The sequence below is a fragment of the Streptomyces sp. NPDC050732 genome (genome assembly GCF_040654255.1).
Lineage (GTDB): Bacteria > Actinomycetota > Actinomycetes > Streptomycetales > Streptomycetaceae > Streptomyces.
Window position 1 is genome coordinate 92475 of record NZ_JBFAHP010000007.1, and the last position, 21344, is coordinate 113818.

11 protein-coding genes and 7 pseudogenes are annotated in these 21344 nt (G+C 66.4%); 11 read left to right on the forward strand and 7 right to left on the reverse strand.

Annotation, left to right across the window (positions count from 1 at the left end):
• The first annotated feature begins 4 nt into the window (after positions 1-4).
• Both AB0H82_RS08430 and AB0H82_RS08435 read left to right on the forward strand, forming a co-directional pair.
• Positions 5-3415 carry an amino acid adenylation domain-containing protein gene (locus AB0H82_RS08430; protein ID WP_362990203.1) on the forward strand — a complete coding sequence of 1137 codons (3411 nt, stop codon included), beginning with the start codon at positions 5-7 and terminating at the stop codon, positions 3413-3415.
• Positions 3412-5616: a beta-ketoacyl synthase N-terminal-like domain-containing protein gene (locus AB0H82_RS08435; RefSeq protein WP_362990205.1), complete on the forward strand. Its 2205-nt coding sequence runs from the start codon at positions 3412-3414 to the stop codon at positions 5614-5616. Before AB0H82_RS08430 ends, AB0H82_RS08435 begins: the two co-directional genes overlap by 4 nt.
• 10 nt (positions 5617-5626) lie before the next feature.
• Here AB0H82_RS08435 and AB0H82_RS08440 read toward each other — a convergent pair whose 3' ends face one another.
• The 5 genes and pseudogenes from AB0H82_RS08440 to AB0H82_RS08460 form a co-directional block, all read right to left on the reverse strand.
• Entirely contained in the window at positions 5627-6445 is an 819-nt protein-coding gene (locus AB0H82_RS08440; RefSeq protein ID WP_362990207.1) for an alpha/beta fold hydrolase, read from the reverse strand.
• 148 nt (positions 6446-6593) lie between these two features.
• A complete protein-coding gene (locus tag AB0H82_RS08445; protein WP_362990209.1) occupies positions 6594-7220 on the reverse strand; it encodes a YceI family protein in 627 nt (208 codons plus the stop codon).
• A 385-nt stretch (positions 7221-7605) separates the two neighbouring features.
• A pseudogene (locus AB0H82_RS08450) lies at positions 7606-8021 on the reverse strand (DNA-binding protein).
• Positions 8018-8281 carry a CopG family transcriptional regulator gene (locus tag AB0H82_RS08455; protein ID WP_362990211.1) on the reverse strand — a complete coding sequence of 88 codons (264 nt, stop codon included), beginning with the start codon at positions 8279-8281 and terminating at the stop codon, positions 8018-8020. The pseudogene AB0H82_RS08450 and the gene AB0H82_RS08455 overlap by 4 nt, the downstream one beginning before the upstream one ends.
• A gap of 548 nt (positions 8282-8829) precedes the next feature.
• Positions 8830-9363: a hypothetical protein gene (locus AB0H82_RS08460; protein ID WP_362990213.1), complete on the reverse strand. Its 534-nt coding sequence runs from the start codon at positions 9361-9363 to the stop codon at positions 8830-8832.
• Positions 9364-9482: 119 nt separating this feature from the next.
• On the opposite strand from AB0H82_RS08460, the gene AB0H82_RS08465 reads away from it, so the two are divergent.
• Positions 9483-11345 carry a TIR domain-containing protein gene (locus AB0H82_RS08465; RefSeq protein WP_362990215.1) on the forward strand — a complete coding sequence of 621 codons (1863 nt, stop codon included), beginning with the start codon at positions 9483-9485 and terminating at the stop codon, positions 11343-11345.
• A 49-nt stretch (positions 11346-11394) separates the two neighbouring features.
• A complete protein-coding gene (locus AB0H82_RS08470) occupies positions 11395-12741 on the forward strand; it encodes a DNA methyltransferase (protein WP_362990217.1) in 1347 nt (448 codons plus the stop codon).
• 1067 nt (positions 12742-13808) lie between these two features.
• Here AB0H82_RS08470 and AB0H82_RS08475 read toward each other — a convergent pair.
• The gene (locus tag AB0H82_RS08475) at positions 13809-16187 is read right to left on the reverse strand and encodes a hypothetical protein (protein WP_362990219.1); all 2379 of its coding nucleotides are present in this window, start codon (positions 16185-16187) and stop codon (positions 13809-13811) included.
• A gap of 468 nt (positions 16188-16655) precedes the next feature.
• Here AB0H82_RS08475 and AB0H82_RS08480 point away from each other — a divergent pair.
• The 7 genes and pseudogenes from AB0H82_RS08480 (at position 16656) to AB0H82_RS08510 (ending at position 20895) form a co-directional block, all read left to right on the forward strand.
• Positions 16656-17131 (forward strand): annotated as a pseudogene (locus tag AB0H82_RS08480) (winged helix-turn-helix domain-containing protein).
• Positions 17128-17385, forward strand: a pseudogene (locus AB0H82_RS08485) (DDE endonuclease); the annotation flags it as partial. The pseudogenes AB0H82_RS08480 and AB0H82_RS08485, both read left to right, overlap by 4 nt.
• A 291-nt stretch (positions 17386-17676) precedes the next feature.
• A pseudogene (locus AB0H82_RS08490) lies at positions 17677-18665 on the forward strand (IS110 family transposase).
• A gap of 17 nt (positions 18666-18682) precedes the next feature.
• Positions 18683-18952: pseudogene (locus AB0H82_RS08495) on the forward strand (transposase); the annotation flags it as partial.
• A 26-nt stretch (positions 18953-18978) separates the two neighbouring features.
• Positions 18979-19365 (forward strand): annotated as a pseudogene (locus tag AB0H82_RS08500) (replication initiator); the annotation flags it as partial.
• Positions 19341-19535: an excisionase gene (locus AB0H82_RS08505; RefSeq protein WP_362990221.1), complete on the forward strand. Its 195-nt coding sequence runs from the start codon at positions 19341-19343 to the stop codon at positions 19533-19535. The pseudogene AB0H82_RS08500 and the gene AB0H82_RS08505, both read left to right, overlap by 25 nt.
• Positions 19532-20895, forward strand: a pseudogene (locus AB0H82_RS08510) (site-specific integrase). Before AB0H82_RS08505 ends, AB0H82_RS08510 begins: the two are co-directional and overlap by 4 nt.
• Before the next feature lie 45 nt (positions 20896-20940).
• Here AB0H82_RS08510 and AB0H82_RS08515 read toward each other — a convergent pair.
• Positions 20941-21180 carry a hypothetical protein gene (locus tag AB0H82_RS08515; protein WP_362990429.1) on the reverse strand — a complete coding sequence of 80 codons (240 nt, stop codon included), beginning with the start codon at positions 21178-21180 and terminating at the stop codon, positions 20941-20943.
• Between the last annotated feature and the right edge of the window lie 164 nt (positions 21181-21344).

Genomic DNA, 21344 nt, shown 5'->3' on the forward strand with positions numbered 1-21344 from the left:
CCCAGTGGACATCGAGGAGTACGAGTTCCCCGTCTCCGACGCCCAGAGCCGCCTGCTGGTCCTCGACCGGATGAACCCCGGCACCGCCCAGTACAACGTCCCCGCCGCCTTCGCCGTGCACGGCCCCTTCGACCTCGGCGCGTTCACGCGCGCGCTCGACGCCCTGGTCGCCCGGCACGAGTCCCTGCGTACCGTCTTCCGCACTGCGGCCGACGGTACGCAGGCGCAGATCGTCGCCGCCACCGGCCGCGCGCACCTCACCGTCGAGAAGGACGTGCGGGCGCACGAGGCGGACGCGCGGCTGCGGTCCGACGCCGCCCACCCCTTCGACCCGGCGACCGGACCGCTGCTGCGGTGCACGGTGTACGCCGTCGACGGCGGCAGCCACCGCGTCCTGCTCGTCGCCCACCACCTGATCTGCGACGGCTGGTCCCTCGGCGTCATCCTGCGCGACCTGTCCGCCGGGTACGAGGCCGAGTCCAGCGACCTGTCCGCCGGGTACGAGGCCGAGTCCAGAGGGGGCGTGGCCCAGACCGCGACCGCCTCCGAACCACCCCTCCAGTACCCGGACTTCGCCGTCTGGCAGCGCGAACGCCAGACCGAAGGCGCCTACGCCGAAGCCGTCGCCCACTGGGCCGGCCGGCTGCGCGGCGCGCCCGAGGTCGTCTCGCCGCCCCTGGACCGGCCGCGCCCCGCCGTGCGCTCGGCGGCGGGCGGCAGTGAGCGGTTCCTGCTGGGCGGCGGGGTCCGCACCCGCCTCACGGAGACCGCCCGGACCCGGGGCGCCACCCCCTTCATGGCGCTGTTCGCCGCGTACGCCGCGTTCCTCGGACGGCTCAGCGGCCGCGACGACCTGGTCATCGGTTATCCGGTGTCCGGGCGCGACAGGCCCGAGCTCCAGGAGATGGTCGGCATGCTGACCAACACCCTGGCGCTCCGCGTCGACCTCACGGGCGACCCGTCGTACACCGAGCTGATCGGGCGCGTCCGGTCCGAGCTGCTCGCCGGCCAGCCCCACCAGGACGCCCCGTTCGAGTCCGTCGTGGACGCGCTGGCCCCGGCTCGCGAGACCAGCCACGACCCGGTGGTGCAGCTGGTCTTCGCCTACGACGACGACACCGACCTCTCCCTCGCGCTCGCGGGAGCCCACGTGGAGCGCGTGGAACTGGCCCTCCCCACCGCCAAGTTCGACTTCCACCTGCACGTGGAGCGGTGGAGCGGCACCAAGCATGCGGCCGCCGACGACGCGGCCACCGGCAACGCGGCCACCGGCAACGCGGCCACAGTCGACGCGGCCACCGGCGACCTCGCCGCCCAGTTCATCTACCGCAGCGACCTCTTCGAGGCTGCCACCGTGCGCGGCTGGGTCCGTAACTTCGAGACCTTCCTCGACGCGGCCCTCGCCCGCCCCGACGTGCCGCTCTCCACCCTCGACCCCGTCCCGGCCGACGAACGCGCCCGCGTCCTCGCCGCCGCCGACCGCACCGCCGAGGCCGCGCCCACCGACCGCCTGGTCCCCGACCTGATCGCGGACGTCGCCGCGGCCCGCCCCGACGCCACCGCCCTCGTCTGCGGCGACGTCCGGCTCACCTACCGCGAACTCCTCGCCGCAGCCGACGCGTTGGCGGCCCGGCTGCGCGCCGCAGGGGTGCGGCCCGGCTTCCGGGTCGGCCTGCTGCTGCCCCGCTCGCCCGAGATGGGCATCGCGGCCCTCGCCGTGCTCCGCGCGGGCGGCGCGTACGTACCCCTGGACCAGGCCCATCCGCACGCGCGCCTCGCGCACATGGTCGAGGCGTCGGGCACGGGCCTGCTCGTGACGGCGGCGGAGACCGCGGCCAAGGGGGCGGCCCTGACCGTCCCGTGCGTGCGCGCGGACGAACCCGGCACACCCGCGCCGCCACTTGAGCCACCGGGCGACCGGCCGTCCCCGCAGGACCTCGCCTACGTCCTGTTCACCTCCGGCTCCACGGGCGTCCCGAAGGGCGTGGCCGTCGAGCACCGCGCGCTGCTCAACCTGGCCGTGGGCGTGCGGCCCGAGTTCCCCGTCACCGCCGGCGACCGCGTGCTGCAGTTCGTGTCGTTCGGCTTCGACGTGGCCGTCTCCGACCTCTTCTTCCCCTGGGTCGCGGGCGCCGAGCTGCACATCGCGCGGGACGACGAACGGCTCGGCGACGCGCTGTACGCCCGGCTGCGGGACTCCCGCATCACGTACGTGTTCCTGCCGCCGTCCGCCGCGATGCTGCTGCCCGACGTGACGGGCCGCCTGCCGGAGCTGCGTACGCTCGCCGTCGGCGGCGAGGCCTGCCCCGCCGAACTCGTCGACCGGCTCAGCGAGCCGGGCCGCCGGATCGTCAACGCGTACGGGCCGAGCGAGGCCACCGTCTACGCCACCACCGCCGACCTCACCCCCGGCGAACCCGTGGTGATCGGCCGCCCGGTGCCCGGCGCACGCGTACACGTCCTCGACGCCCGGCTGCGGACCGTGCCGACCGGCGTGACCGGCGAGGTCTACATCGCGGGCGCCTCGCTCGCCCGCGGCTACATCGGCCGCCCCGGCCTGACCGCCGAACGCTTCGTCGCCGACCCGTACGGCCCGCCGGGCTCCCGCATGTACCGCACCGGCGACCTCGCCCGCACCGACGCCCGGGGGCGCCTCCACTACCTCGGCCGCTCCGACTCCCAGGTCAAGCTGCGCGGCATCCGCATCGAACTCGGCGAGATCGAGGCGCTGCTGGCGGGCTCCCCGGACGTCGCGGTCGCCGCGGCCGCCGTGCGGGGGAGCGGGCCCGAGCAGCGCCTCGTCGCGTACGTGGTCCACCGGGACGGCGCGATGCCCTCGGACGACTCCCTCCGCGCCCACCTCGCCGCACGCCTGCCCGGCTACATGCTGCCGGAGGTCTACGTCCACCTCGACGAGCTGCCGCTCAACCGCTCGGGCAAGATCGACCGGGCCCGCCTGCCCGAACCGCCCACGGAGCGGCGGGAGTCGACCCGTACGTACGCCGAGGCGCGCACCCCCACCGAGCGGCGCGTGGCGGAGGTGTGGGCCCGCGTACTGACCCTGGACCGGGTCGGCGTCCACGACAACTTCTTCGACCTCGGCGGCAATTCGGTACGCCTGCTGGCCGTCCTCGAAGCACTCCGGGAGACAGAGACCGCGACGGAGACCAAGACCGAAACGCAAACGCAGACGGAGACGGAGACGGAGACGGAGACGGAAACGGAAACGGCGGAGAACCTGACGCTGGTCGACCTGTTCCGCCACCCCACGGTCGCCTCGATCGCGGCACACCTGGACGAGGCCACCACCCCCACCACCCCCACCACCCCCGCCGAGCGCCGTGGAAGCGACCGCCGCGCACGCCAGAACGCCGCCGCACAACGGCTCCGCTCCAGAAAGGGCACGTCACGATGACCGAGCCAGCACCCTGGGACCGCGCATCCGTCCCCGAAAACGGTCCCAGCCCTGCGGGCGACCTCGACTCGGCCATCGCGATCGTCGGGATGAGCGGACGCTTCCCCGGCGCCCCCGACCTCGCCACCTACTGGGCGAACCTCCGTGACGGCGTCTGCTCCATCGTCGACTTCACCGAGGAGGAGCTGCTGGCCGACGGCGCGGACCCGGCCGAGCTGCGCGACCCGAACCACGTACCGGCCAAGGGCCACCTCGCCGAGGCCGACCGCTTCGACGCCGAACTCTTCGGCTTCAACCGCACCGAGGCCGCCGCGCTCGACCCCCAGCACCGGCTGCTCCTGGAGACCGCCTGGGCCGCCCTGGAGGACGCCGGCCGCGACCCGCTCGCCGCACGGGACCGCACCGGCGTGTACGTCGGCGGCAGCCCCACCGAGCACATGCTCGCCGCCCACACCGACCGCCGCCTGGCCGCCTCGATCGGCGCGATGCAGATCCGCATCCTCACCGACCGCGAGTTCCTCGCCCCCTGGATCTCCTACCGCCTCGGCCTCGAAGGACCGAGCCTGACCGTCCAGACGGCGTGCTCGACCTCACTGACGGCGGTGCACCTCGCCGCCCAGGCACTGCTCCTCGGCGAGTGCGACACCGCGCTCGCGGGCGGCGTGAGCGTCGACACCGTACGCAGACAGGGTTACGTCCACTACGCGGGCGGCATCTTCTCGGCCGATGGCCGCTGCCGCCCCTTCGACGAACGGGCTGGCGGCACCGTGCCGGGCAGCGGTGCGGGCATCGTCGTGCTGCGCCGCCTCTCCGACGCCCTAGCGGACGGCGACCCGATCCGCGCGGTCGTACGCGGCACCGCGCTGACCAACGACGGCGCCACGAAGGTCGGCTTCACCGCCCCCGGAGTCGAGCAGCAGACGGCGGCGGTCGTCGAGGCCTGGTCGGCGGCGGGCCTGCGACCGAACGCGGCCCAGTACGTGGAGACCCACGGAACGGCGACGGAACTGGGCGACCGCATCGAGCTGGCGGCGGCGACGGAGGCGTTCGCGAGTCAGGAGAAGCCGAGCCCCGGGCCCGGCGCCGGTATGGGTATCGGCATCGACATCGGCATCGGCTCGGTGAAGTCCAACATCGGCCACCTGGACGCGGCGGCGGGCGTGGCCTCACTCATCAAGGTCGTGCTCATGCTGGAGCACGCCACGCTGGCACCCACCGTCAACATCACCCGCCCTCACCCCGAACTACGCCTGGACACCACCCCGTTCCACGTCGTGGACCGCCCCACCCCGTGGCCGCGCCCCGCCGAGGGCCAGCGGCGCGCGGGAGTGAGCTCGCTCGGCATCGGCGGCACGAACGTCCACGTCGTCGTGGAACAGGCCCCGGAACACCCCACGCCCCCGGGGCGCCCCGCACCCCCGGACGCCACCACTCAGCCCGGCCCCCGCACGCAGATCCTGCCCCTCTCCGCCCGCACGGAGTCGGCCCTCACGACGCTCGCGGGCACCTTGGCCACCGCACTCCGCGCCCCCGGCGCCCCGTCCCTCGCGGACGTGGCGCACACCCTGCGGACCGGCCGCACCCCCATGGACGTACGCGCGTACGTCCTGGCCTCGAACCCGGCGGAAGCCGCCGAGCGGCTGACGGCGCTCGCGGAGGGCCGCCCGCCGAACGACACGGAGGGGGAGCCGGACACCGACGGGCTGCGCGAGCTCGGCGAAGTGTGGCTGAAGGGCGGCACGGTCATCTGGCCGGAGGAGGCGGGCGGGGGACGCAGGGTGAGCCTGCCGACGTACCCGTTCGCGGGGGAGAACTACGGAGCACTGACGCTGCCGCGCCAGCCAACGGACCAGACGCCGACGGAGACAACCGCGAAAACCAAGCCGGCTGAACCTGCTGAACCGGCTGAACCGGCTGAACCGGCCGAGACGAAGGCCATCTCCGACCTCCTCTCCGAGGCCCTCGGTCTGGAAGAGGAGGTCGCCCCGGAGACCACCTACTTCGCGGCGGGCGGCGACTCGCTGACCGCCGTCCACCTGGTGGGCAGGCTCCGGGACGACTTCGGCATCGAGGTACCCATCACCCTGTTCCTGGAGGAGCTGACCCTCCAGGAACTGGCCGACCGCATCGCCGAGGCGAAGGAGCCGGACGAGGCGGAGGACTCGCTGGACGCGCTCCTCGCGGAGTTCGAGGCGGAGTGACGGCGCGACGTCACCGGGTCGACGCGCGCCGCCCCACCAAAGTGGAGGCGATGACTTCGGTGACGTACGCCCGATGCGGGTCGAGGAAGAAGTGGCCCCCGTCCAGCACGTGGCAGGAGAAGTCGCCGCGCGTCTCGCTCTCCCAGGCCCGCACGCTCTCGACCGTGACGCGGGGATCGGCGTCGCCGGTCAGGGCGACGACCGGGCAGTCGAGCGGGGGGCCGCTGCGGTGGACGTGGTTGTCCAGGAGGCGGTAGTCGGCGCGCACCGGCGGCAGGATGATCGGCAGCAGATCGGGGGAGGTCAGCAGTTCGTTCGCGGTGCCGGAGAGCTTCCGCATCTCCGCCACGAGCTCGTCGTCGGACATCTCGGCCACCGGCCGCACCACCGCCGCGGGCCGCCAGGGCAGCGAGGGGGCCTGCCGCCCGGAGACGAACAGAGCCGCGGGCGGATGCCCCGCCGCGGTCATGCGTCGCGCGGTCTCGAACGCGAGGACCGCGCCCATGCTGTGCCCGAACAGCGCCGTCGGCGCCCCGTCGTCCCACCGGGGGAGCGCGGCGAGCACGGCGTCCACGACGTCATCGGCCCGCTCGGCGAACGGCTCACCGAACCGCTCCTGCCGCCCCGGATACTGCACGACCAACGGGTCGACGACCCCGCTGACGGCGGCCGACAGCGGGTGGTAGGCGCTGGCGGAGCCGCCCGCGTGCGGGAAAAAGAGCAGACGGGTCCCGGCGTGGGGTGCGGGGTGGAAGCAACGTATCCAGTCGCCCACGAGCGCGCCCTCCTTTCGCATGCCGCGTACGGCGGCGGTGTTCCTGGTGTTCACGGTGTTCCGCGTACAACGCCCGCCAGCATCGCACTGCCACACCTACGAAACGGAAGCGCCTACCCGTGAACGGGGACCCACCCAGCGAACCGGACCGGACCGGGACCGCACCGGACCGGGACTGCACCGGACCGGGACTGCACCGGACCTACCCGGTGAACCGGATGGCGGAGATGTCGAACTGCAGCCGAACTTTCTCGCTCACCATCGTGCCACCCGCCGCGAGCCGCCGGTTGTAGACGAGGCCCCACTCGGTGCGGTCGATGGTGGTGGTGCCGTCGAAGCCGACGCGCTCGAAGCCGAAGGGGTCCACGACCGACCCCAGATAGTCGAGTTGCAGGTCGACGGGGCGGGTGACGTCCCGGATGGTCAGATCCCCGTACATGCGGAAGCTCTCCCCGCCCTCATGGACGGTGGAGGTGCTGCGGAACACCATCTCCGGATAGCGCCGCGCGTCGAAGAAGTCGGCGCCGACGAGATGCGCGTCCCGCTGCTCCACACCGGTGTCGACGCTCCCGACCCGGATGACGATCTCGGCGCGCGACTCGGAGGGCCGGTCGCCGTCGAAGTACAGCGTGCTGTCGTAATCGGCGAAGGCACCCCGGACGGTGGTGACCATCGCGTGCCGCACGGAGAACCCGACACGGCTGTGCGGCCGGTCGATGGTCCACTGCCCCGTCAGCTCCCGCAACGCGGAGTCGAGCGCGACACCGCCGGCCGACGGCGGCTCGACGGTGGCGGTGGCGCCGGTCTGGCGACGGCTGAAGATGCCCACGAGGTCGTCCCCTCCTTCGAAAGTGATCACCTTCCTCGAAAGTGATCACCCCGTGCTATCACGGCATTCGAAGGCACCACCGGGCAAGATGGCCCGCCTGGTCCGGCTTCCATGGCGCCGACGGCAAAGATGCACAGGATCGACATGATGTGAATGCACGGACGGCCGAAGAAAGACCACACACGGTCACAAAGGAACACCCCGAGGCACAACAACCCTTGGCGCCCCCGAGCTCGCCACCGCGCAACAGTCTTCCCAGCCCCTCACCCGACGTCATTGACCACGGGCGCACATAAACGAAGCAGCCTCGGCCCCCTCCCCCTACGACGCCATACCCCGCCACCCCCGTTCCACCACAAACCGCCAGCCCGACTGGGGACTGTGATCACACCTTGATGACGGTGATGCGAGAGCCGCACAGGGCGGTTAGATCCTCGGGATCCGAGGTGAGAACTGCCGTTGGGCCGGGGGCGGCGAGGGTGGTGGCGCCGAACATGGCGTCGATGGCGTACTTATGGCCGTGCAGGCCGGCGCCGGCGAGGAGAGCGGCGGCGTGGCGGGCAATGGCCTCGGTGACCGGTTCGATGACGAGGCGGGAAAGCGTCCACTCCAGGGGCGGACGGTTGATCCGGGGGTGGACCACGTCCACAAGGGTGGCCGCGGAAGTGATCACCCGCAGGTCGTTGGCGCGAGCGAGGCCGAGCAGCCGGTGACGGTGCGGTTGCGAAGGACGGCCGTGGCCAGCCCTTCACTGTCGAGGGCCAGGGTGCCGACGGGGTTGGCGGGGGAGGGACGGGTCACGCGCCGCTCGCCCCGCCCTGCGCTTGCTGGTGACGGGCCTGTTGGAGCTGATCTCGCAGAGCCTGGACCTCTTCGTCGGTGATGGGCCCGTGCTCGGCCTCGCCGACCTGGATGAGCTCGTTGAGATTGTCCCGCTCGATCTGGCGCGCGACGGCGGCGGCGACATAGGCAGACAGGCCCGAACGCCCGCTGCACGCCTTGGCGGCTTCGGCGATGCCGGGGGGCATAGTGATTGAGTACTTACCGGTAGGGCCACTCACGCCACTCATCCTGCCTTCGATCCTCGCCTTCGAGAGGTGGCCGTTGAGAGTGACGGTCCCGGACGCGCCGGGTGCGGACACCCGAAGCCGTGGCTGCCAGTGTGATCGCGCAGGGGGAACGAGAAAAAGCGGGAGTCAGTAAATCTGACTCCCGCTCCCTCATGTCGGCATCCGCCCAAGCCAGACCAAGATTCTTACTGGCTGTCGGCGAGTGCCCCCGGCAGGATTCGAACCTGCGCACATGGCTCCGGAGGGCCTGCGCGTCTAGGCCATATGACAAGCTCACGGGCTTCTCGGCTGCCGAGACAAGCTTTCTCACCCACAAATAGTCCATGACGGCCGTCTGCGTCGCGTGCTGGCCGCCGCTACGGAGACCTTCTCCTTGGACGCGTCTGATGCCTCCGGGCCGCTCGGACGCACCAGCATCGACACTGCGCTGAGCGGAGTGCCTGTCCGCCCTTCATGCGGCCGCAGTGCTCCTCGAACTCAGTTGAACAGCGCCAGTTCAAAATCACCCACCTTGCAGTCGCCCTGCGGGGCTGGTGCGCCTATTCGCCCGCGGCAGGGATGGCTCCGAGGAGGTTGGGGACGCCGCAGGCGGTGGCGAGCAGGTCGGCATAAGCGGTTAGAACACCACGGGCGTCGCGCAGGGCCGCCCGCGCATTGCCAGCCTGGGGCCACACCTCTTCGTGGTCGCGCCTGGAGCGGTCAGCGGGGCGGCAGGTTTCCCAGTCCTCCAGGGCAGGGTGCCAGCTGGCCAACAGGGGGCGGAGGCCGTAGTTGAGCATGGCCACTGCCAGGAAGCCGAAGTTGTACTGGCCGTCGTTCTTGGGCTCGGCCACTTCCGGGCCGTACTTGCGCAAAACCTCGCGGGTCGTGGTGAACAGGGAGTACAGGCTGCTCAAGGCCTCCCGCAGCAGGCCCTCGTCGGTACGCAGCGGTACAACCGACACCCGGGTCACGAGCTCCACATACAGTTCCCAGGCCGCTCGTCGCTCCGTGTCGTTCGGCTCCCATGTGCCGGAGATCTCCAGTACACGCAGGTTGAGCTTGACCTCTACGCTCTTCGGTACCCGAACCATCGTGTGCCCCCTTACCTACACTGCTGCGATCTGGAGGATTTGGATCCTGCCGTCACCGTATACGCAGGATCATGGACGCGGTGCGGTGCCGAGTCGGCCGTAAGGGGGATGGGGCAGGAATGGGTGAGATCTCCGAGTCGGTCTTCGTCAGCTACGCCGGGCAGGACCGAGCTTGGGCGGAGTGGGTTGCCTGGCAGCTGCGTGAGGCTGGCCACCAAGTGGAACTAGACGTGTGGGACTGGCGCACCGGTGACGACTTCGTTGTGAGGATGAACGATGCCCTACGGCGGGCCACTGCGGTGGTGGCGTTGTTTTCCAACAGCTACTTCAACCGCGAGCGGTGGACTCACGAGGAGTGGACCTCCGTCGTCGCGCGCCGCGAGCGCTTGATCCCGGTGACGATCGAGCCCCTCACCGGCACCGACATCCCTGCCACTCTGGCGGGAATCATCCGGAAGGACCTGCACGGATTGGACGAGAAGGCCGCTGTCGCGGCGTTGCTGGACGCCGTCAACGGCCCCACCGGTCCTCTCTCGGCGCCCGCCTACCCCGGGAGACCTGCGCTAGTGAACGACTCAGTCACAGACTCTGACGACCGGCCCCGACTTCCCAATAGTGTTAGGACGCCAAAAGGTCAACCGCATGGGGGCTTACGAGACCAGCTACTAAGCAGGCCAACGCAAGAAGACTACCGCTTGCAGGCCAAAACTCTCGGCCGCGGAAGCTATGCCGACGTCTTCCAGGCAACTCATAAGGGAACTGGCATCGTTGTTGCGTTGAAGCGTGCTCACAGGCGGCAAGATGCACGCGATCGTATTAAACGGGAGATCGAAGCCCAGAGGCAGCTAGCGCACCCGAACATCATGCCAATCCGGGATCACGACCCCGGATCAACTTGGTACACGATGCCGTTGGCAATTGGTACTTTGGCCACGCTAAGAGAAGAACTCGACGAAGAAGATTTGGCTTCGATCCTGCTTAACGTGGCTAGCGCACTGTCGGTTGCGCACGGGCAAAGTTTGATCCATCGAGATATCTCCCCCCACAATATCCTTGCGCTGCAAGACAGCGAGGATGCACCCTACCGCTGGGTCGTGGCGGACTGGGGCATGGTACTCCCGGCAGATGCGATGTCACGGGCCCTAACTAAGACTGGGCAGGGCATCGGTACGCCGGGCTTCGACGCCCCGGAGCTTGCCACAAATAACGCTAGAAATAGGACTGCAGAGGCCACGCCGGCAGTTGACGTCTATAGTCTCGGAAGAGTAGCGGCCTGGTTTCTGCGAAAGGAATACCCTGTAACTGGCGTACCACTGATGCCTGATGGTGAGATGCTGCATTGGCGTCCATTCGTGCGGGCAACTACTCAGCAGGATGTTCAGCAGCGCACCCAGACGATGGCGGAGCTCAGCGCTTTGGTGCCAGACGTCTTGGCGGCCCGAAGCGAGCCGGTCGAAGAAAAGGCAGAACGCCTCATTACTGGAATCATCGAAGGCAACGAGGCCAATCTGGCGGCCTTGTTAGCTCTGGCGGCTGCGCATCAAGAGAGTCCTGGTTTGTACTTCGACTGCCTTGCTCTGGTGCCAACTCAGAAGTTGCGCGGCTGCGTCGCGTCGGCACCGGAGCAGGCCGCGGAGTTGGCGGCTCGCATGGCGAGACACCTTGTCGAGAGTGACTGGGAAGACCGCGATGAGCAGCACGTGGGGATGCCTCTTGCCTTCGCGCACACCATCCTTCGCACTCTACTCGAATCAGAACAACTTGGACCAGCGCAGGACATAGCAGGCGCCTTCTTTGCTGCAGACGCGCACTGGAACTACCCAGAGCAACGCCGACGTACGCTCGAGTGGCTTGCGGACCTGGAACAGCCAGCTGACAGCGTCATCGCGCCGATCTTGGGACGCAGCCAGGACCTCATCAGCTACTACAAAGAGCCGGGTTGGCGGCCACGGAGCGTCGTCTTGAGTACCATCATGAGTTGATATCTGAGCGCCGTGGCGTTCGGGGCCTACGCCGTGGTGCAATGGAGTCATGCTGAGCGAAGATCAGGATCCTTCGGGGTCTTCCAAGACATCCACATCAAGCTTGCAGCTTGCGCTGCCGCTGGTCGGCCCCGCATCTGGCCGAGGGCGCAGCCACGGCACCAGCAACAACAAGCCGTTTGATCGGTGGTTCAGATACCCCGCTGGCTTCGCGTCAGACTACGTAGCGATGCTGTTGAGCCAGCTGGACATCCAGCCGTCAAGCCTCATCGTTGACCCCTTCACCGGCTCGGGGGTGACTGGGACGGCAGCGTTGACAGCTGGCCACTCGTTCTTCGGAGTTGAGGCCCACCCTGAAATCGCGGAGCTGGCCAGCCTGAAGCTAGCGCAGTCACCGGTCCCAGCAGCGGAGTTCATGGCGTTTGCTCGCCAGCTCGCTGCCTCAGCTTCGGCGCGGGCAGGCGCTGGCAATCTGAAGGTGGAGGATGAACCGGACCTAGTCCGACGTTGCTTCACCGTTCAGACCTTGGGAATCCTAATGGCTCTCCGCGAAGTGATTAAAGAGGAGTATCCCCATCCTTGCGCGGTTTACGCCAAGTGGGCTCTATTGGGAACACTGCGCGACGTTGCATCCGCTAAGGTTGGATGGCCTTATCAGCGCCCTGGATCCGAAAGAAAACCAAGATTTATCGATCCAGTTCCTCGGTTTATCCAACGTGTCACCTGGATGGCGGAAGACCTCTATTTGGCAGAAACGCTAGACGGGCGAGCCTTCGTAGCCACGGGGGATGCTCGAAACCCAGCGGCTTGGGCCTCGGCAGAACCGGGGGCCGCCCATGGGTGCATTTCTTCGCCACCCTATCTAAATAATTTCGATTACGCTGACGCGACGCGCCTGGAACTCTACTTCTGGGGAGTCGCTGCGACGTGGGCAGAAATGTGCTCCGCAGTGAGATCTGACATGCTGACCGCAACGACTCAGCAGAGTAGTGTAGGCTCAGCGCGAAAAGCTGAGAATTTTCTTGATCGCTTTGGGGCGACGGGAAATCGAATCCTGGATATAACGAGCCGCCTAGAGGCGGAGCGAACAAGCCGCAAGCGAGGCAAAGAATACGACCGAGTGGTCCCAGATTACTTCCAGGCCATTGCTCTGGTTCTGGAGAATCTTTCCGGGACGCTCATGTCGGGTGCGCCAACTGCGTGGCTGATCGGAGATAGTGCACCCTATGGTGTCTATATTGACACTCCTGCATTGATTGGCGAAATAGCCGAGCGTCTGAACTTCACTGTCGAAAAAGATGTTACGCTGCGGCTTCGCGGTCAGAGATGGGCTACGAACACCACGCGACACGATGTGCAGCTAAGTGAAAGACTACTGCTTCTGCGTCGCCGGTAACGTCGGTGCACCGAGTGCCACGGCACTCGGTGCGCCGCTTAGAACTCAATCATTTTAGGCGCTGCGCGCCTGTTGAAACGACGCAAGTAGTTCATGCTTGAGTGAACGCGTGTCGGCTGGTCGTTCAAAAACCATGGCTCGGTTGGCGAGGCTGCCAGCAGCGGCTCGGAAGGCAAGAACTAGCTGATCCAAGCCCACTCTAAGAGTGTCATCGCTGAGGCTAGAGCGACGTGCCAGGTCTCGGCCGAGGAAAGAAATTACTTCGCCGCGATGCTCCTGTGGCACGAAAAGCAGTTCCCCGCCACTACCTCTATCAGGGACCACAGCCAGCCTATGTGCCAGTCTCCTGCGCGCCTCGCTGATGGCATATCCGCCCTTTAGTCTCTGCTCTCCTCTTGAGCGACTTCCGCGGCCTCCGGAGATCACTTCGGCGAATCTTTCAGCCCCCGCGTGCAGTGCAACGTCTACCTTGCGACCGTCCGGTGTCGTGTGGTCCCAGCGCACTACAGCTCGCTCAGGGGTGTCTGAACGATTTACTAGAAGAGCGAGGACGAGCCCGACAGAGATGGCTTGCATGACCTCACGCCCTTGTCCACTCCTGAGGGCGATGACCTGATCGAGTCTGCTGAGTGACCATCCACGGTAGATTTCTAAGGCGCGCCGCTCAGCCGCAGCGACCTGAGCTGCGGAAAGAACAACGTGATCGTCGCTAACGTCTTCTTGCTCCAGTAGTTCGAGCAATAGACGCGCTTCGATGCCTACAATCATCACACCGTCGCCCGCGTCAACTACTAGCGGCTCCCGCTGCAGCATGGTGCTTCTGCGTAAATCGCGCGGGGCCGGCTGAAGTGTCGATAGGCGCTCGCGAAGCGTATGACCTCTCGCCAATGGGTCAAAGAACCTGCGACATTGCTGTAGGTCGGCCTCAAGGTCTTTGGGAGACTTTCCATACGTCGTCTTCCATAGCACAGTCAGGTCTCGGATAAGGCTCGTTATTTCTTCCCCACTGAGAACGACCGGCACCCCGAAAATGTCCCTGCCCTTAGTGACGGAGCTGCCCTTATCCTTCACGGCTTGAACGCCTCCGCGAAGTATCCTCGCCGCTCCAGAGAATCAATTCTCGGATCGGTGTGCCCCTCTGATGCCTGACCGGGTGGAGCTTCGAGCGGTAGGATGACAAGGACTTGATCTTGTGGAGCGGTCGTCTGCCGATTCGACAGGTAGCTCGCCAAGTCTTGCATGCGGTCGCTGTCCAGGAAGGAGCCAAACTCATCCAGGGCAATCAGGCGGTTCTGGGCAGGAACCTCCTCGCGATCAAGGTTTGCAACTTGGGCTTGCGTGTACGCGAAGGCCTGCTGTCCGCTCGAAAAGGCTGAAAGCGGCCGCTCGTGGAGTTCGCCGTCTACGTTCCATGAAACGGTCATGTTGCGGGGGTTGAGAGAAATGTCGGAACCTCCGTCGAACAAGGCTCGGCGAACGAGTTCAGTGTCAAACCACTGCCGTACTTCCCCCGCTAGCCACAAACGAGCTGCGGAATTGGCAAGGTTATCCCGAGGTGTCTCATCCGTCGGTCGACGCAAGTTGTTTGACAGGTCACCCAAGGCTGACCCGATTCCCTGGACGGTTGTCTGGGCCTCTCGAAGTGAGTCGCGTACAGACTCGAGGCGCACAGCCAAATCTTGAAGCGATTCTGCCTGCTCGATAGGATCGGCGTCTCGGATAGATTCAATCCCACCCGGCACAGCCTTGCGCAGCCACGCCAGGCTCGCTTCCTGGGAAAGATATTCGAGTACCTTTGAAATGTCCGCGGTTTGCTTTTCCAGCCCGCGCCGCGCGTTGTCCGCTGTATGGGTGGCCGTGATTTCGCGGCGCTCGATTTCCTCTAGCTCAACCCGCTGCCGATCCCGACGTCCGCGAACCCTTACCACCGGTACCTCTGCCTCGCGGCAGAGTCGGAATAGCTCAGCTGAGAGAGCGTCTTCAGTCATTCCCCCGCCGAGCATGTCCTTGGCATGACTTAGGTTTGCGTACTCGTTTTGCACGGCACGGCTCTGCTGATCCAGCTCATTGCGGAGAGCCATCAGCTCATCGAGGGTCTGTGCAGTTGACGCTGGGAGCTCACTCGTGGCCTTACGGAGTCGTTCTTGGGCCTTAACGAAGTTTTGCTCGACAGATTCGTACGTCTCGATTTGCTCCAACGCTTGTGCGACTGCATCGAGGTCAGCCCGCGTCTCTTCGATGTGTGCTTCTAGAGCCTCTGCATCTTTAGAAGGCGCTCGGTCGGAGAGCATCGAGATTTGATGTTCACATGCGGCCTTGAACCGGGCGACGGTCCACTCGCCATGTTCACTGCTAGATTCGATGAGAACAGCGTTACCCAGGTCTTGCTGTTCTGCCTCTTCCAGCTTCCACGTCAGGTGGGTCAGAAGCTCCACCAGCATGGGGGTGGCATTGACTTGGGGAAGCTGTGTTTGTAGTTCTTTGAGGCGTCGGCCAAGCGTCGATCGCTGAGCTGTGAGTGCGTCTCGCTTAGGAGCGACGCCAACGTCTGCAGCGCGGCGCTGGAGTAAACTTCTGCACTCACGGAGTGCCTTTTCCTGACGGATCAGGTGCTTTTGGGCGTTGTTGAATTTCCGTTTCGCCTCTTCGTCACTGTGCTGCCGTGCGCTTGCTTTTGTGACCTTCTCGTCAAGCTTCTGGCGCTGTAGGTCAATCGATTCGAGCCTGGCCTGCAGTTCCTTTATTTTCGCATCCATCTCAGGGCCGCGACCTCGCACACGCTCTAGTTTCTCGGCAACGTCGATAGCCTTATCCATAAGGGAGAGACGTCGGCGACCTTCCTCTACTTTAGATGTAACGTCGTGCGCTACTATCTGTGCCTCAGAGGCTGCAGCGGCGTTGCGTTTAAAATCGTCTGGATCGCATACGTTGATCCTGTTTTGGATTTCTGCGAGAATCAAGTCGAGGTCGGCGATTCGGCCATTGCCTGGCTCATTCAGCCAATCGGCAACTTCCATATGGGCTGTGCGCACTCGATCGGCAAGAACGGTAGCAGGAGTTTCTGCGGCGATGACGTGATAGACGCTTAGGAGCGCGGAGAGGTCGCGGGGTCGAGCGCTCCGGCCATCAATCTGAATGCTCCCTACAAGGTCCCCCAGTGGCTCCGGTGATGCGGGCCAAGACTTCGGTGAAAGCTGCCACGTGATCTCGTCTGCGCCTCTTAGGCCCGTTACCTTAATTTGGGCACGTACTAGCTGGCTGCGAAAGCTCTGCCAAGCTGGCGTGTCTCCAGAGAAAGGTTGACTTCCCGTGCATAGCTGGAGAAGCTTGATCGCGTTACTTTTTCCTATTCCGTTGTATCCGGCGAGGCGACACAGTGGAATGTTGGGAATTTCCTCAATAATGCGCAATCCCCGACGGCACTCGGCGTTAATCGCGATATGCACGGCGCACCAGCCTTTCCAAGACGTCCTGGCTGCTGAAGGGGTCTACGGCGATTCCGTCAATCGTTGAGAGTTCCGGTAGGCCAGTTCGTGCGTTCTCATCGTCGCCTGAGCGGCCATTTCTTAACGCTGCATCCACCTCGTGCATGATTCTGAGCATTTCCTGACCTGAACCAGGCATACCCCACCCTCCGATCCGCCCTGCACGGTGCATGAGCTTGTAGCTTACCGGCGACTGTGCGTGGCGAGCAGTTGATCTGCATACATCCATGGGCAACGGCCTGGCGCCTGAAACTGGCGGCCCGTTAGCAAGCCATGCTGGCGCAGTTGCGCCGGAGCGCTTACTGACCTTCAAAGCGTGGTGTCGCAGAGGCCGACGTCTGGTGATCCCTGCGGTATGCCGACTACATGAGGTATGCGCAAGGGGGTGGGCTGACCGATGAAGGGCGGGTCTTCCGTGAGAAGTTGCGGATGGAAGCGGCCGAGCGGTTCAGGCAGGGCCATGAGAACACGGTCATCGCCCACGACCTGAGGGTCAGCCTCCGGTCAGTACAGCGTTGGCGAAAAGCCTGGTCGCAGGACGGGCCGGGAGCCCTGGCCTCGAAGGGCCCGGCGTCGCTGCCGCTGCTCGGCGACGAGCTGTTCACCGTGCTCGAGCGTGAGCCGGCCAGGGGGCCGGTGGCACACGGCTGGCCAGACCAGACCTGGACCCTGCCGCGGAACAAGACGCTGATTGGACACCGGTTCCACAAGGGCTACACCGTGCAAGGGGTGGCCGCCCTGCTCAAGCGGTACGGCTGGACCTGCCAGGTCCCCACCCGCCGGGCCCTGGAGCGCGACGAGAACCTGGTGGCCGGTTGGGTGAAGGAGACCTGGCCCAGGTGGAAGGACCGCGGTGGCGCTCGGCGCCTGGCTCGTGTTCGAGGACGAGGCCGGATTCTCGATGACGCCGCCCATCTCCCGCACATGGTCCCGGCGGGGTCACACCCCCATTGTGCGGGTCCGCGGCCGCTCCCGCCGGCGCCTGTCGGTCGCCGCCCTCGCCTGCTACAAGCCAGGGCAGTCTTCTCGGCTGCTCTACCGGCCCCGTCCGGATGCCCGCCCCAATGGACGCAAGTCGTTCGCCTGGACCGACTACCGCGACCTTATCCAGGTCGCCCACCAGCAGCTCGGCGGTCCGATCGTGCTCGTGTGGGACAACTGTGAGACTCATGGGGTGCTGCCCGGGGCCAGGGTCTGACCCGTGGGACAACTGGCCCAGGTTGCCTTGTTGAGGATCTGTCGGCCCTGGATCCCGGGCGGTGTCTGCTGCCGCCGGACCGGCGGGCGTGTCTCGATAGGGGCCTTGCCGCACAAGGCACCGTCACAGTTCTGACCGCGCACCGGTTCGACGTCGGCCACAGCCCCGTGCCGATCGAGGAGCCGCGTGACCATCATCAGCATGCCCCAGCCGAATCTGCCCGCACAGCCGGAAGAACCGCCGGCAGAGGACATGATCCTGGGGGTGGACACCCACAAGGACGTACACGTTGCCGCCGTGATCACCGTGCTCGGGGTGCTCCTGGCCCACCAGAAGTTCCCGGCCACCGCCTTCGGATACCGCCAACTCCTGTTCTGGGCATGCTCTTTCGGCACCCTGCACCGAGCCGGTGTGGAATGTACCGGCTCCTACGGGGCGGCCCTGGCACGCTTCCTGAGCCGGGAGAACGTCCAGGTCGTCGAGGTCAATCAGCCCGACCGCGCCATGCGCCGCAAGCGAGGCAAGACCGATGCCGTCGATGCGGAGGCCGCCGCCCGCGCGGTCCTGTCCGGACGCGCTGACGTCACGCCCAAGACCGGCGAGGGCCCGGCGGCCGACATGCGCGTGCTGCGGCTGGCGAAGGAATCGGCCGTCAAGGCCCGCACGCAGGCGAAGAACCAGCTCAAGGCCGTGCTGCTCGGCATCGATCCTGCGCTGCGCGAGACGCTGTCCAAGCTGAGCAACACGGCCCTGATCGCCGCGTGCGCCGACCTCCCCGACGCCGGCGACGCGGCCGTCTTCGCGCTCCGGCTGCTGGCCCGGCGCATCCAGCAGTTGACCGCCGAGGTGAAGGAACTCACCCACCGGGTCACCAAGGCCCTCCGTCACGACCATCCGCAGCTCCTGGACATCACCGGTGTCGGGCCCGACAGTGCCGCTGCCCTGCTGATCGCTGTCGGCGACAACCCGGAACGGCTGGTTAGTGAAGCATCGTTCGCTGCCTTGTGCGGCGTCAGCCCTGTCGAGCGTCTTCCGGAAAGACCCAGCGCCGGAGGCTCAACCGCGGGGGCAACCGACAGGCCAACGCCGCCCTCTACCGTATCGTCGTCACACGCATCCGCCGTGATGCCCGCACACGCCTCTACCTCGAACGACGCACGAAACAGGGCATGTCGAAACGCGAGATCTACCGTCAGATCCAGCCGACGCCAGCCCTTGCTGCCTCAGCCTCTGCCACTTGACGCAACATAGGGGCATCCTCAACACACACCTCACAGCAGGGATGCGCCGTTACATCGCCGAACGTGACTGGCTCACCGTCTACCAACTCCCGCCCTACGCAGCCGACCTCAACCCGGTCGAGGGCATCTGGTCCGTCCTGCGACGCACCGCCACGGCCAACCGCGCGTTCGCCGACCCCGACGACCTGATCACTGCCGTCCGGCGCGGCTTACGTCAGCTTCAGTACCGCCACGACGTCCTCGATGGCTGCCTCACCGGCACTGGCCTTCGACGCCAACCATCATGACGACATCACGCTTTGCAGGTCAGTAACGCTTCCTCGCCGAATTGGCACAGGCACGGATCATCGACCACGCGCGGCGCATGATCCGGACGGCCTGGGCCCTCAGCGCCCGCAAGGACCTCGAACACCTCCGCCTGCGCGCCTGGGCCCACATGCTCGGCTTCCGCGGTCACTTCTCCACCAAGTCCCGCCGCTACTCCACCACTCTCGGCGCCCTCCGCCACGTCCGCGCCGAATGGCGCCGCGCACAAGCCGCCACGGCCGCTCCCCAGGACGGCGAAACCACGCTCGTTGTCGCCCACTGGGCCTTCGCTGGAACCGGCCTCAGTACCGGTGAAGCCTGGCTCGCTGTGTCCCTCGAACCCACGCCCGGAACGGAACGAGGACCGACATGGATGCCCGTCGCGACGAGCTGATGACCATTCGCCAAGTCCTGGATGAGCTGAGCTGTGTTTCCCGTCGGACGTTCCACCGCTGGCGAGAACTGGGTTACGGGCCAGCCGCATTCAAGCTGCCCAACGGAGAGCTGGGGGTTCGGCGGAGTGACTTCTACACATGGCTGCGACAGCTGGAGGAGGCGGCGTGAAGTCTCTCGATGTGAAGGTCAGTCCGCAAGCGGGACACCAAAACGCCCTCGTACGGTGTCCGGTGGTCCGTCGCAGGCGGTGTGTTCTCAGAGTCCTTCCGCACCAAGGCGCTCGCCGACCACTACCGCACGAAGCTCATGCGTGCGATGCGCGAGGGCGAGGAGTCCGACACGGAGTCTGGACTTCCGGCCTCGATGGAAGAGAAGAAGTCGGCCGCTTCGTGGTACGCCTTCGCTCTCAAGTACCTCGCCATGAAATGGCCTCATGCCGCCCCCGACACACGGGAGGACATTAATGAAGCCCTCACCAGCGTGACGCTGGCACTCCTCGACGAACGCGCCGGACGACCAGCCGACGAGGAGATCTGCACAGCACTGCGCAACTGGGCCTTCGTGCTGCAGGGGCCCGATGACCGGGAAGTCCCGGACGACGTGCGGAACGTTCTCCACTGGGTGTCCAAGGCGTCCCAGCTGCTCGCCGATCTCGCTGAAGCGGCCACGGCTCGCGCGGTCCTCGACTCGCTGAAGCTCGAGCTCGACGGCACGGCAGCAGCGGCGGAGACCGTGCGGCGCAAGCGCCGGACGCTCGTTAATGCCGCGAATTACGCCGTCGACCTGGGGGAGTTGCGGGAGAACCCCATCACGGCTGTCCGCTGGCAGAAGCCGAAGGTGTCTAACCAGGTCGACCCGCGGGTTGTCGCCAACCCGGAGCAGGCACGGAACTTCTGGCGGCGGATTCCTATGTGGGCGGGTACCGGCGTGCTCGTGGTCGTCGCCTCGTGGGTCTGTTCGCCGCCATGTACTTCGGCGGTCTCCGGCCGGCGGAAGCGGTCGGTCTTGCCCAGACGGACCTGAACCTTCCCGAGGAAGGCTGGGGCTCGGCGCGGCTCCACCGGACCCGTCCGTCTGCCGGCAAGCAGTGGACCGACTCGGGGGAGACCCATGACGACCGCGGGCTGAAGAATCGGCCAACCGAGGACGTGAGGCGGGTGCCTATCCCGCCCCATCTCGTGGCCGTGCTCCGCGAGCACCTGGCCACCTTTGGCACGGCGGACGACGGACGGCTCTTCTTCAGGGAGAAGGGCTCGGTCGTCCCGTCCTCGACCTACTATCGCGTGTGGCAGGAAGCTCGGCTTCTCGCGCTTCCGCCGGCCGTCGCGGCCTCGCGAGTCGGCCGTACGACCTCCGGCACTCGGCGCTGTCGACGTGGCTCAACGCCGGTGTCGACCCCACCGAGGTGGCCGAGCGCGCCGGCAACAGCGTCGAGGTCCTGCTGACCCGCTACGCGAAGTGCCTCGACGGACGGCAGGACGTCGCCAACCGCCGCATCGAGGAGCTACTTCGCGAGGACGAGCGATAAGGCTGCCTCAAGATCTAAGAACTTTCTTTTGGATCACTAGGCGGATCAGAGGTGAATGCCCGCTATGTGGAGTCCGGCCGGGTGGATCGTGGCTGTCTTCTCATAGCGGGTGGCCATCCCGCACCACTGCTTCAGTCGGTTGATGCACCGTTCGACAGTGTTGCGCTGCTTGTAGGCCTCACCGTCGTAGGCAGGGAGCCTGCCGCCCTGGCTGCCACGCCGCTGCCTGTGGCCGCGATGGTCTGCAGGGACGGGGATCACCGCGAGGACGTGGCGTTTGCACAGGTGATCGCGAGTGGCGCGGGTACGCCTTGTCGGTCAGGACCATGTCCGGTCCGGCGCGGGGGCGTGCAAGGTGTTGGGGAACCCGTCGGCGTGCCGCGGCACGCATCATCGCAGCTCGCTGACGCCGAACTGGTGAGTCCCGGCATGACTTCCGCCATGACCGA